This window comes from Arthrobacter sp. RT-1 (genome assembly GCF_003367205.1).
GTDB lineage: Bacteria > Actinomycetota > Actinomycetes > Actinomycetales > Micrococcaceae > Arthrobacter.
Genome location: NZ_QRGQ01000001.1, coordinates 68003 through 80543 on the forward strand (window position 1 = coordinate 68003; position 12541 = coordinate 80543).

The following is a 12541-nucleotide window of genomic DNA, read 5'->3' on the forward strand; positions in this document are numbered from 1 at the left end:
GCCCTACGCGAGCTGCGTGACCTGAAGGCTGTTGATGGTGGCCCCGCCGCCGACGGCGTAAACGGCGAGGTCGGTGCTGGTCTCGGCCGGGAAGATCAGTTCGGTCATGGTGACCTGGCCGCCTTGGGCAAAGACTTCAACGGAGCAGCGGTCAACGTAGATGGTGAGGTCGTAGGACCCGTGCTTCGGCAGGACAGGAGCGGTGTCGATGGAGAGGAAGGATGCGTGGAAGTCTGTCTTTCCGGATTCCCGCCGGTCCACGAACAATTGGGCTTGGCCGGGCCGAATGCCCACACGGGTTCCCTTCGAGCCGTCCCCGCGCAGGATGAGCCCGAATTCGTCTGCACTTCCCGGCGTGAAGCTGGCGTCAATGCGCTGGACCGTGCCGGCCGCGCCGGCCAGAACCTGCACGCCGTCGTGGATGGTAGTTTCGGAAAGGCGGAAAGACTCCGGCTGGGCCAGGGCAGCCAGGTCACCCGCGGGCTGCTGGACCAGGCACAGTTTTCCGTCACTGGTCTGGAGTGAGATTTCGCGGGCGAGGCTCATCGGGCTGCGCCAGGGTGTGGTGGGGATGTGGTTGGCGTAGTCCCAGTTGTTCATCCAGGCGATCATGAGGCGGCGGTTGTCCGGGGCGTCGCTGAAGGAGACGGCAGCATAGTAGTCCCGGCCCCAGTCCAGCCACCGGTATTCGCCAAGCCGGTCAGCATCCTGGAGGCCTTCGGTGATGGTGCTGGCGGAGGTGAAGGTGGTTCCGTCGAAGTCTCCGATGAAGTATTGGCCGGCTGAGCCGTTGTTGGGCCCGCCGGGGTTGAGGTTGACGGTAAGGACCCACTTGAGGTTGGCCGGGTCACCGTCCACGGGGAGGGGGAAGAGGTCCGGGCATTCCCAGACGCCGCCGGTGGCGTTTGCGGGACCGAAAGTGCTCAGCAGTTCCCAGTTCTTCAGGTCGTCGGATTTGTAGAGGACCACCTGGAAGTCTTTGGCTTCGACGGCGACCATCACCCAGTAGCTGCCTGCGTCGCCGTCGTACCGGATGACTTTGGGATCACGGAACTCGGCGGACCCGCGGTTCAGGACGGGGTTGCCTGTGTGTTTTGTCCAGGTGTAGCCCCCGTCCAGGCTGTAGGCCAGGGACTGGGCCTGGACTCCCTCATGCACGGAGCCCGGTTTGTAGGCGCTGGTGTAGATCGCCACGAGAGGGGCAACGGACCCGTTGCCGAATCCGCTGGTGTTCTGACGGTCATAGACGATGCTGCCGGAAAAGATGTCTTCGTTCTCGTCGCAGGCGATGGCTACGGGGTGTTCGGTCCAGGCCAGCAGGTCGGTAGAGGTGGCGTGGCCCCAGGACATGTTGCCCCACACGTTTCCCAGCGGGTTGTTCTGGTAGTAGAGGTGATAGACGCCGTCGTGAAAAATCAGGCCGTTGGGGTCATTGAGCCAGGTGTCTTTTGCGGTGTAGTGCAGGGCCGGGCGGTAGGAGTCTGTGGTGGCCGTGCTGATCGGGGTGAGTGTATCCATGGGGTTCCTTTCGAAAGTGTGTGCTATTTGCTCGCGCCGGCCGTGAGGCCTTCGCGCAGGGTGCGTTGGCCGAAGATAAAGACGACCAGTGCGGGCAGCATGGACAGGATCACGCCGGCGAGGACCACCGATATGCTCCCGGTGCCGAGGTTGCCTTGGAGCGTGACCAGGCCGAGGGGAAGCGTGAAGTTCTGCTCGCTGATGGTGAGGATCAGTGGCCGGAAGAACTCGTTCCAGTGGAAGTTGAAGGCAAGGATCCCGACGATGGCCATGCCCGGGACCGCCAACGGCGCGTAAACGGAACGGAAGATCCGCCACGGCCCGGCACCATCAAGGGCGGCCGCTTCCGCGAAATCATTGGGCAGGCCCAGGAAGTATTGGCGCATCAGGAAGGTGCCGAAGGCGGTGGGAATGGCCGGCAGGATCAGGGCCAGCAGCGTATCGGACAGGCCCATCCCACGGATGAGCATGAACACCGGGACGATGGTGACCTGCACCGGGACCATCATGGTGGCCAGCACCAACGAAAAGATGGCCTTCTTGCCGCGGAAGTCCAGGCGGGCGAACGCGTAGCCCGCAAGGGTGGCCGAAGCCATCTGGCCAAGCGCGATCAGCCCGGTCACCAGGGCGCTGTTCAGGACCAGGAGGCCAACGTTGATCTGCCTGAACACCTCCTGGTAGGCGGTGAAGTCAGGATTGATGGGCAGGAAGGACGGGGGCAGGTTGAATGATTCCGACGGCGCCCGCAGCGACGTGGACAGGGTCCACAGGACCGGGCCGAGGGTCAGCGCGGCCGCCACGGCCAAAGCGGTGTACCGGCCCACGGCTCCGGCAGCGGGCAGGCCGCGCTTACGGGAGCGCCTGTGGGTGGCCGGCGTGCCGGTAGTGGAACCGGAATCCTTGTCGGTCCCGGTATGCAGGGTCTGGCTGGACATGAGGGACCTCACTGGTAGAAGACGAAGCGGCGGCTGAGGCGGAACTGCAGGGCGGTGACGGCAAGGATCAGCACGGTGAGGACCAGGCCGATGGCCGAGGCTTCGCCGAACTCCAGTTGCTGGAATGCGGATTCAAAGATCACCATGACAGCAGTCCGGGTGGAATCCCCGGGGCCACCGTTGGTCAGGACGTAGGGCTGGTCGAAGACCTGCAGGGCACTGATGATGGCCATGACGGAGGCGACGAGCACCGTGGGACTGATCAGCGGAAGGGTGACATTGCTGAACTGTTTCCAGCCTGTGGCGCCGTCCAGGTTCGCTGCCTCGTGCAGTTCCTTGGGAATGTTCGTCAGGGCGCCGAGGAAGAGCAGAAAGGAGAACCCGAAGTTCTGCCACACATAGACCAGAACCACCACGGCTGCCGATGCCACGGGACTGGTCAGCCATGGCACTGCGGGAACGCCGATCAGGGACAGGAGCCAGTTCACCACGCCGAACTGTTCGTTGAACATGTACCGCATGAAGATGGACACCGACGCGGCGGAGAGGACCAGGGGAAAGAAGAAGGTGGAACGGAGGAACACCCTCAGCCAGGACGGCATCCTGCCCTGCAGCATGGAAGCCAGGCCAAGGGCGATGCCCAGTTGGAGGATCACCGCGACGATGACGAACATGATGGTGTTCAGGAAGGACACGCGGACGGTGGGGTCCTCTGCCAGTGAGGCGAAGTTGGCGAAACCGACAAACTGTGGTGCCGAAATGATGTCCCAGCGGAAGAAGGCCAGGACCAGCGAGCCGATGATCGGCAGGAAGGTGAACAGGGCCATCCCCAGCAGCGTGGGGGCCAGGAAAATCATGGCCAGCCATCGCTCGACGAACGAGCGGCGCGCGGCCGGCGGTTTTGCGGTCTGGCGCGGGGCGGTGGAAGTGGTGGTCATGGGTTCCTCCTCAGAGCCAGTTCGAGATCACGCTGCAGGGTGCCCATCGCGGTCCGTACATCAGCGGAGCTGCCGCTGACAGCGGTGGAAACATTTTTCATCAGGGCAGTTTCGACGGCGGCCTGCTGGGGCGGCGCGGGGATGGGGCCGGAGGTGGGGAACCGGTCGAGGGTGTCGTAGAACACTTTCCAATGCCGGGGCCCGGTGGCCGCGTAAAAGGACTCGTTGACCATTGACCGGCGGGTCGGAGTGGTGTTCGGCTTGGGAATGGCCAACTGCATCGCTTCCCGGCTGGAGCAGAACTTCACCCATTCCCAGGCTGCGTCCTTGTCCTTCGCCGTGCGCATGATGGCGTAGCCGGCTGCGCCGAACTGGTGCCGCTGCGTCCGCCAGCGGGGGAAGAACTGCACATCGAACTGGTCGGCGGTCATTCCGGCGTCGTGCAGGCCCTGCGCCCAGTAGCCGCCGGCCGGCGTGGTGCCGATGCGGTTGTTGCCGAACAAGCCGACCAGGGCGTTGCCGCCGCCTGATTCAGGACGGACGCCAAGTCCTTCGGCAACCAGTTCGCGCAGGTAGTCGAAGGTCTCGATAACCCGCCCGTCTTCCGCGTTGGGGGCCAGCCATTGATAGCCGCCGCCACGCGTGGCGCGGGCGGGGTCGTTCGGGTAAAAACGGTCCCACATCCAATCCCCGCCGGAAGCCTTGGTTTCGGTGAGAAAGCTGGTGTCGTTGGCGTACAGCCAGGGCACAACCCCGCCGAAAAGCCGGTTGGTCCAGTAATACGGGGTGAAGTCGGCCGGGCGGGCCTTCCGAAGGGCGCGGAGGGTGGCGCTGAAGTCGTCCTGCGTCCAGTCGTCCTTGGGCCGGTCAAGCCCTGCCTGGGCGAAGGTGGTGGTATTCAGATACATGTTCGCCGCGTTCCAGTCCAGCGGAAGCTGGTACAGGCTGCCTTGGTACATGAAGGCTTCCAGCAGGCTCGGATGAACGTCATCGAAGTAGTCGCTCATGTCGGCGGCGTCCCGGCGGACATAGTCATCCAGCGGCTCGGCGAGCTTGTCGGCGAACAGTTGGGCGCCCTCGGTGGCCACGTAGACGACGTCCGGCGGTGTTCCGGCGGCCACCATGGTGAGGATTTTGGAAAAGAAGTCCTTCCAGTCGGCGCCCTGGATGGCCTGTACCTGGACCGGAATATCAGGGTGGGCGGCGGTGAAGGCGTGAATCAGACCCTGCCGGGCGGCCGCATCGGCTGCCGTTCCAAGGATGGCGATGCTCAGGGCCTTGCTGCCGCGGCCCGGAATGTCTGTGCCTGTCAGTCGAGGCCAGGCTCCCACGGTGGCTCCCGCTACAGCAAGTCCCGTAAGGCCGAGCATGGAACGTCGCGTGAGTTGTGATATTCCGCTGCCGGACTGCGGGGCATGCGAGGGGGCTGGTTGCCCCGGTGTCTTTTCAGACGTCATTGTCGGCTCCTCCTAACACGTGTTAAGCAGAGTAGATACGCCACCTAACACGTGTCAAGTAGATGGCTCGATTGTTCGTTCGGGCCTGCTGTGAGGTTTAGAAACCGCAGCGGCTGAAGGTCCCCTGGTCAGCGGGCCGGAACCGCTGCGGTTGAAGCCCGCGGGATGATCCGGCAGGGCATGTAGAGGGTTCCTGCTTCCGGGTTCCCCGCTGCCGGGGTTTGTCCTTCCACCGCATCCAGCAGTATGGACATGGCCGATGCTCCGATTTCGGCGTGCGGAAGTGCCACGGTGGTCAGGGCGGGAACAAGGTTGGCGGCAAGGTTCTGCTGGTCGTCGTAGCCCACCACGGAGAGATCCTGGGGTACGCGCAGTCCCGCGCTGGCTGCATACAGCAAAACACCGGTGGCAACCCTGTCGTTGGAACAAATGATTGCCGTCGGCCGGTCTCTTCCGCCCAGCACAGCGGAAGCGGCCCGGTATCCTTCATCGATGTCCCATCCGGTCGCATGGACGTGCTGCTGTTCACTGCCCAGCCCTGCCTCTTCCATGGCCTCGCGGTATCCCTGTTCGCGTTGCGGGGCGGCAGGTGAGCTGAGGGTTCCGGTCAACAGGGTGATGCGGCGGTGGCCCAGGTCGATCAGCAGCTGTGCCGCGGCGCGCCCGCCGTCGACCTCTGCCGGTATGACCGACTGGAGCCGGGAGCCGGCATCGGTGCAATTGGCCAAAATCGCGGGCAAGGTGAGCATTGCCGGCGGGGCGGTAATTTCGCGCAGGCTGCCGGTGGCGTACATGATCCCGTCTACCTGCCGGTGCACGAGTTGCTGTGCCGCGGCGCTCTCGCGGGACGTGTCGTGTTCTGAATCGACCACCAGGACCATGTACCCGCGGGCCAGGGCCGTGCGTGAGGCGCCGCTGATCAGCCGGCCGGCGAAGGGGCTGGTGACGATGTCATCCGTAATGATGCCGATCGTCGATGTCTGCTGGTTGCGCAGGCTGAGGGCAACGGAGTTGGGCGTGTAATCAAGCTCCGCCGCGGCGCGGAGGACGCGCTCCTGGCGTTCTGCGGTGACGTTGCCGTTTGCCCTGCCGTTGAGCACCAGTGATACTGCACTGCGGGACACGCCTGCCCGTCGTGCCACATCCAGTGCGGTAGCTTTTCGTTTCACCATGCCGATCTCCTCGCTTTGAGTTCAGCATACCTAACTCGTGTGAGGTCCGGGCGGCGAGGTGGCCATGGGACTCAGCCGGGGGTTCTCAGCCGGTGAAGGCAGTCATCCGGATCGAAACGAGTATTCCCGGAAGGTCGACGCCGAGCTTGGCGACGTAGCGTGTCGGAGGGTCGTGCGGGAACCACCTCGCATACTCCTCATTCAATCCCGCGAAGTCCGAGGGAGCACTGAGCAGCACGCCGACCTCAACGACGTCTCCCAGCCCTGCCCCCGCTGCTTCAAGGATGGCCTCGCAGTTTGCAAGAGCCTGGCGCGTCTGGTCCTGGATGCTGTTGCCCGCAAGCTGGCCGCTGACCGGATCGGTGCCAACCGTCCCGGAGACAAAAACGAATGGTCCCGCTTTGACGCCCTGGCTGAAAAACTGTGAACCAGGCGCCTTGTCCGCCCTGACGATCTCCCTCGGCATGACCGATCCTTTCCTGGAGCCCGGTGGATGCTGGCAGCAGAATGGCAGTCATCGCTGGATACCGCAACCCCTGGGCCGCCTCGATACCCGCCGGGTCATCCAGGTATGCGGGTTGCGGGCGGTGGCGCAGGATCTCGTGGCGGTGGGCGTTAACTACTGTCGCAAACTCGCTGGGTGAAGGCCGCCGGGGGTTTGACCTGCGGAAATACCGGGTGGTCCCGGCGCGGTTCCACCGCTACAGAGGGCCGTGAGTGTTTACTGAAGCGGGGGTGGGCAGTGCCATGTCCGGCTCCGCATCCATGGCACCATCCTTCACCGCCCCAAGGAAAGCAGAACCATGCCCGAGAAAACCAGGCCCTTTTCACTTGCCCTGGCGGTGATCGCCGTCATGGGAAGTGCCTTTGCCGGTGTCAGCAGCGCACAAGCCGCGTCTCAGGTCTACAACCCGTGCCAGCGCCTGTCCGCCGGTCAGGTCAAATACTCAAGCTTCGGCGCCAACCGGGTGACGTTTGCAACCGCAGACAGCCGCGACTCGAACAGGGTCACCATCACCGGATGCGTACGCTCCGGCAACCAATACATCCAGGAATGGCAGGACTGGGGCTATGCCGGACTGAAGGGCTTCGCCCCTCCCGGCCTGACCTGGGAAGACACCTACAAGTCTCCCTCCGGGTCCTACAGTGTGACCGAGGCCCTCGGCCGTTCCAACCCGGGAACCGCGCTCGCCTATCACACCGTCAATTCGAACTCCCGCTGGGGCGGCGAATTCGGGCCCACCTACAACCAGTATTTTGAAGGCCGCGGCGGTCCTTCAGACGAGAACCTCTACACCTACATGAACCAGGGCTACTACGAGCAGGCCGCGGTCATCAACTACAACCGCCAGCCTGACATGCCGGTAACCCAGGGCGCCTCCTACGCGATCTTCCTGCACGCCGGCCGCACCACCTCCGCCGGCTGCATCTCCACCAGCCTTGAGGTCGTGAACCGTTTCCTTCGCAGCAACCGCCCCGGAGACCGCATCATTATGGGTGCCGTGGACGACGTCTTCACACCCCACTCCAGCGATCCGTTCGGCGCCGTCACGGAGAAATACGCTCAGTCGGGTGGACCGGCGGGCAGGCTCGGAAGTCCCACGTCCAGCGAAACAGGCGGACTGAAAGACGGGGGTGCCTTCCAGAATTTCCAGGGCGGTGCGATCATCTGGTCACCTGGAACCGGCGCACGGTTCTCCTGGGGAGCAACCCGCGACAAGTGGGCTTCCACCGGCTTCGAGAATGGTCCCCTCGGATACCCGATCACTGATGAAGTGGGCGGGCTCAAGGGCGGCGGCGTGTATCAGGTGTACCAGGGCGGCGTCATCATGTACTCGCCCGCATCCGGCGCGCGGCTGTCCTCGTTTGGCCCGATCCGCGACAAGTGGGCCGACACCGGGTTTGAGAACGGGGTCCTTGGCTACCCAGTCAGCGACGTCATCACCGGCCTGAGGAACGGCGGCTCCTACCAGGCGTACCAGCACGGCGGAATCTTTTCCTCGGCGGCAACGGGAACGCACGCGATCACCCATGGGATTAACGGCAAGTGGCGGGCACAGGGAGCCGAGAACGGCCCTCTGGGCTATCCGACTGCTGACGAAGTGCATGGAATCAAGGACGGCGGATCGTGGCAGGGTTTCGAGGGCGGGGCGATCATGTTCTCTCCCGCGTCAGGCGCCGCCATCAGCACAGGGGTCATCCGTGACAAGTGGGCTTCCACCGGCTTCGAGAACGGCCGTATGGGCTATCCGACCACTGACGTTGTCACTGGCCTGAAGGAAGGCGGCTCGTTCCAGAACTATCAGGGCGGATCCATCCTTCATACGCCTGCCCATGGTGCTCACCTTTCCATAGGAGCTATCCGCACCATCTGGGCTTCGCTTGGCTTCGAGCACGGCAGGATGGGCTACCTCACAACTGACGAATATCTGGTCCCGGGCGGGGTGGCCCAGGACTACCAGGGCGGCGTGATAACGGCTGGCCGGTGGGGCGTTTTCCCGGTTTCGGGAGCCACCGCTGACGAGTTCAAGGCCAACACGTGGCTTGGCACTGCAACCACCGGGGCCAACCCTGGTAAGAATGGCGGCACCTGGCAAGGCTTTGAAAAGGGCGTCATCATGTGGTCCCCGGCATCGGGCGCCCACATCTCCTTTGGACCCCTCCGGGACGTCTGGGCCCAGCACGGGTATGAAAACGGTGCATTGGGCTACCCGACGTCAAACGCACTCGACATGAACAGCGGCGTGTACCAGACCTACCAGGGCGGCATCATATTCTGGTCTCCCTCCACAGCAGGGCATGCCCTGCTTGCCGACTACACGAAGAAGTACAACGACGTCGACGGAGGGGGCATCCTCGGCTTCCCCACCTCGGGCAGGGTCAACGGTTTGAAGGAAGGCGGCTCGTACCAGAACTTCCAGTGGGGCGCGTTGATCTCCAACCCCGTCGTCGGCGTTCGTGTCTCCGTCGGAAAGACCCGCGAAGCGTGGGCCGCTACCGGGTTCGAACATGGAAAGCTCGGCTACCCGACCACCGACAACTATGTCACTGCCGATGGGAGCACCGTCCAGGACTACCAGGGCGGGCGGATCACGGTGACCAGGGACGGCACCACGAAGATTGAATATGGGGTGCCGGCACCAGCGGCCACGGTGGCCCCGGAAGCAGCTGGCCCCACTCCAACTTCCGGCACTCAAGCTCCCTCAACGGAAACCAGCCCTGCTCCAACGGCAATTCCTACTCCTGACCGGAGCAGCCCTGCTCCGACGGCAATCCCGACTCCTGACCCGAGCAGCCCGACTCCGACGGCGACCTCCACCAAGGATCCATAGGCAGGGCCCATAGAGGGTGTCGGGCTGTCAGCCGCTCGGTCCGCGCTGCCTGTGACGTAGCCGGCGGCGATGGTGGCCGGGGTGGAGCGCTGTCAGCCCTCTTTCGGTGCAACGAATCCCGGCTCTCCCGGGAAAGGGTAGGTGCTGTACGGGAAGTTCTCCCTGGTGATGTCAAGGATCCCTGGATTCTTCTCAAACCACCGACGGGCCTTGTCATCGGTGACCTCGTACATGGGCTTTGGCAGCCCCTTGGGTTTACGGAGCTTGCGGGCCCGCCATTCCTTGCGGAGTACTGCGGTGCTGGCCAACCAGCCGCCGGTACATATGAGGGTGAGGAATGCGAAGAACAGGGTCAGGACACGCCCATGCCCATGTCACCCAGATCGGGGAAGGACATGATGACCGTGAGGATCCCGAAGGGAATTCCGAATGGGGCCAGGATGGCAGGGACCGTCATGATCAGGGCGACCAAACTCTGGCCGATAACGCTGTTGGCCATGTTGGAGGATTCTGTGGCACTGTGACCTCCGAGGCCCCATTCTTCCTGCGTGTAGGCGTAGACCACGTACTCCTTGTTCCACCCGCCAGTCCCGTACCGGTACTTCGGCACATGCTCCTTGACGTACTCCTCCATGCGCCTCTGCCTCGCAGCCTTGCGCAACTGCCTCTCGGCTTTGCTTCTCATGGTTGAGGGATGCCCGTGGGGCCAATAACGGCGAAGCGAAGGAACAGTGGAGAAGCGCGATTACTGCGGTGAGGGTGGTGAAAGGGCTTGTTCAAGGTTGTCCAATGGGCCGGAGGGCGCGCGGAGGCGGCGCGCCCCCGGCACGATGCAATCCCAGGTACCGGTGAACCACCGGCCCCTGTTGCTCACATAGTCTTCACCCAGCGAAGAACGACCGGTAAGTGCCGGGGATCAATCCATGCGGCTCACGCGAACGCCGCCAACCGCTCCCGTCCACGGCGTATCGCCCGGGCTGGGCAGGGTCAGATGCGCGAAAACGTACCCCTGCTGAAGTTCAAGGACGTGCGACGTGCTCCCGGCACAGTCCAATGCGAGCACTAACGGCCGGAAAGGCGCGCCGGGGTGCTCCTGTCCGACGGATATTTCCGCTCCGGAGGCACCAACACAGGCTGCGGTGACGGTGTACCGCCCGGCCGCCGGTACCCTCGCAGTTTTGCCGAACCCCCTGACCGGTCCGTCCATTGGCCCAACCTCGGAAAGGAGGACTGGCTCCGGCAATTCCCCCAGGAGCCGGTCCAGCTGAGCGTAGTTCCTGGCCTCCAGTTCGAGAATCCGCCGATCGTTGTAAGGTTTCGGGGCCGTCGACGTTGGGCCGGCTGTTGGCATACGCCCCTGTTCGTAGGCGGGTACCGGTGTGTGCACAGGCTCCGAGTATTCATAGGCGCATCCCGCCGTTCCGCTGACCGGGATCAGCAGGCACAGGGCAAACGCGAGCCGGCGCAGCCTGTCCTTCATTTCCACCCTTCAATGGTGGGCAACCCTGCCGCCCAAAACAACCACAAGCATGACCAGTGAAGCCCGCAAGCAAATTGCTAATGATAATGATTTGCATCTAGGGTGTTGCGTCGGACTACTAACGCTTGGCGATCAGAAGGAAAGAACAAATGGGTTGGCAAAAGATGAGGGTGGCTGGCGCGTCCGCCGTCGCACTGTTGATGATCGCGGGGTGCGCCGCGGGCGGCAACGACGCCCCGGCACTTACGCAGCCGCTGAGGGTGGTGGGGCAGTTTGAGTTCCACAGCCTTGACCCCTCCACGGCCGGCGGCTTCTTCACCCGGCTGCAGGTGGCAGAAACCCTGGTGGACGCGGACGTCCAGGGCAACCTCCAGCCCGGACTGGCCGAAAGCTGGAACGCCTCCGCAGACGGACTGTCCTGGACGTTCGCGCTCCGTCCGGATGCCCTCTTCCATGACGGCACGGCTGTCACTGCCGAGGTGGCAGCGGCCGCGCTGACCACGGCACAGGGCAAGGCCGGCACCCCGCTGGCAACGGTTCCCCTCAAGGCGATCTCTGCAGAGGGCAATGCTGTCCGCGTGGAACTGGCGGAGCCGTTTGCACCCTTGCCGGCGGTGCTGGCCCACACGAGCACCCAAATCCTCGCCCCCAGTTCCTACGGTCCTGATCAGGCAGTCACCAAAGTGGTGGGCTCTGGGCCATACCAGGTGTCGCACATCGAGCCGCCGGCCAAGGTTGAACTTGCGGCCTTCGAGCAGTGGCATGGCGAGAAGCCGGACATCTCCGAGGTTACTTATCAGGCCGTCGGAAGGGCCGAAAGCCGGGCCTTGATGGCCGAAAGCGGCCAGGCGGACATTACCTTCGGCATGGACCCCACCAGCCTCCAGAAGATCAGGCAGGCAGGCAAGCTGGATATCGCCGCCGTGACCCTGCCCAGGAGCATCCTGCTGAAGGCCAACTCCGGCCACGAAATCCTCGGCGACGTCCAGGTGCGCCGCGCCCTCAGCTTGGCACTGGACCGCGAATCGATGGCAACGGCATTGTTGCGTGATCCGGAGATGGCGGCCACCCAGCTCTTCCCGCCATCCCTGCCGGACTGGCACCAGGCATCGGCCAAGCCCCTGGAGCACGATCCCGTCGCCGCCCGGAAACTGCTGGCCGACGCCGGCTGGGCCCCCGGTAGCGACGGCATCCTGGAACGAGACGGCAGGAAATTCACCGTCACCCTGCGGACCTTCCCTGACCGCCCGGAACTTCCCATCCTCGCCACGGCGATCCAGGCCAAGCTGAAGGAACTGGGAATCGCCGTGGACGTGAAGGTGGGCAACTCCAGCGAAATCCCGGCCGGGCATAAGGACGGATCCCTCGAGCTGGCGCTGTACTCCCGCAACTACGCACTGGTACCGGACGCACTGGTGACCCTGAGCGACGATTTCGCCCCCGAAGGTGGAGACTACGGTTCCATGGGGTGGAACGATCCCGCCCTCACCTCGGCTTTGCACCACCTGGCCAGCGGCAACGACGCCGGGAAGGCAGCAGAGTCCCGCGGAAAAGTCACGGACATCCTGCAGGCCCAGTTGCCCGTCATTCCGGTGGCCTGGTACCGGCAGAGCGCCGTGGTCAGCCCCCGCGTCGACGGCGTGACGCTGGACCCGCTGGAGCGTTCATGGCGCCTGAGCGACCTGGCCTGGAAAAAGTAGGAGGGGACA

Annotated in this window: 9 protein-coding genes; 2 read left to right on the plus strand and 7 right to left on the minus strand. The window is 64.0% G+C overall.

Features of this window, described 5'->3' with window-relative positions:
- Window positions 1–3: 3 nt before the first annotated feature.
- The 6 genes from DXK94_RS00310 to DXK94_RS00335 all read right to left on the minus strand — a co-directional run bounded on the left by DXK94_RS00310 (window position 4) and on the right by DXK94_RS00335 (window position 6486).
- Complete coding sequence (locus DXK94_RS00310; protein WP_115523336.1) at window positions 4–1518, minus strand: glycoside hydrolase family 32 protein; 1515 nt, start codon at window positions 1516–1518, stop codon at window positions 4–6.
- 23 nt (window positions 1519–1541) lie between these two features.
- The gene (locus DXK94_RS00315) at window positions 1542–2453 is read right to left on the minus strand and encodes a carbohydrate ABC transporter permease (protein WP_115523337.1); all 912 of its coding nucleotides are present in this window, start codon (window positions 2451–2453) and stop codon (window positions 1542–1544) included.
- An 8-nt stretch (window positions 2454–2461) separates the two neighbouring features.
- Window positions 2462–3391, minus strand: a complete 930-nt coding sequence (locus DXK94_RS00320) for a carbohydrate ABC transporter permease (RefSeq protein ID WP_115523338.1) — start codon at window positions 3389–3391, stop codon at window positions 2462–2464.
- Complete coding sequence (locus DXK94_RS00325) at window positions 3388–4848, minus strand: extracellular solute-binding protein (protein WP_115523339.1); 1461 nt, start codon at window positions 4846–4848, stop codon at window positions 3388–3390. The genes DXK94_RS00320 and DXK94_RS00325 overlap by 4 nt, the downstream gene beginning before the upstream one ends.
- Window positions 4849–4976: 128 nt before the next feature.
- Window positions 4977–6020 (minus strand): LacI family DNA-binding transcriptional regulator, encoded by a 1044-nt coding sequence (locus DXK94_RS00330; RefSeq protein ID WP_258868378.1) that lies wholly within the window; start codon window positions 6018–6020, stop codon window positions 4977–4979.
- An 85-nt stretch (window positions 6021–6105) separates the two neighbouring features.
- The gene (locus tag DXK94_RS00335) at window positions 6106–6486 is read right to left on the minus strand and encodes a RidA family protein (protein WP_115523340.1); all 381 of its coding nucleotides are present in this window, start codon (window positions 6484–6486) and stop codon (window positions 6106–6108) included.
- Between the two features lie 337 nt (window positions 6487–6823).
- Here DXK94_RS00335 and DXK94_RS00340 point away from each other — a divergent pair, with 337 nt between their 5' ends.
- Window positions 6824–9352, plus strand: a complete 2529-nt coding sequence (locus DXK94_RS00340) for a hypothetical protein (protein ID WP_258868379.1) — start codon at window positions 6824–6826, stop codon at window positions 9350–9352.
- A gap of 352 nt (window positions 9353–9704) precedes the next feature.
- Here the strand turns inward: DXK94_RS00340 and DXK94_RS00345 are convergent, their stop codons facing one another.
- Complete coding sequence (locus tag DXK94_RS00345; protein WP_115523341.1) at window positions 9705–9986, minus strand: hypothetical protein; 282 nt, start codon at window positions 9984–9986, stop codon at window positions 9705–9707.
- A gap of 995 nt (window positions 9987–10981) precedes the next feature.
- Between DXK94_RS00345 and DXK94_RS00355 the strand changes: the two genes are divergently transcribed.
- Window positions 10982–12532, plus strand: a complete 1551-nt coding sequence (locus DXK94_RS00355; RefSeq protein ID WP_115523343.1) for an ABC transporter substrate-binding protein — start codon at window positions 10982–10984, stop codon at window positions 12530–12532.
- Window positions 12533–12541: the final 9 nt, after the last annotated feature.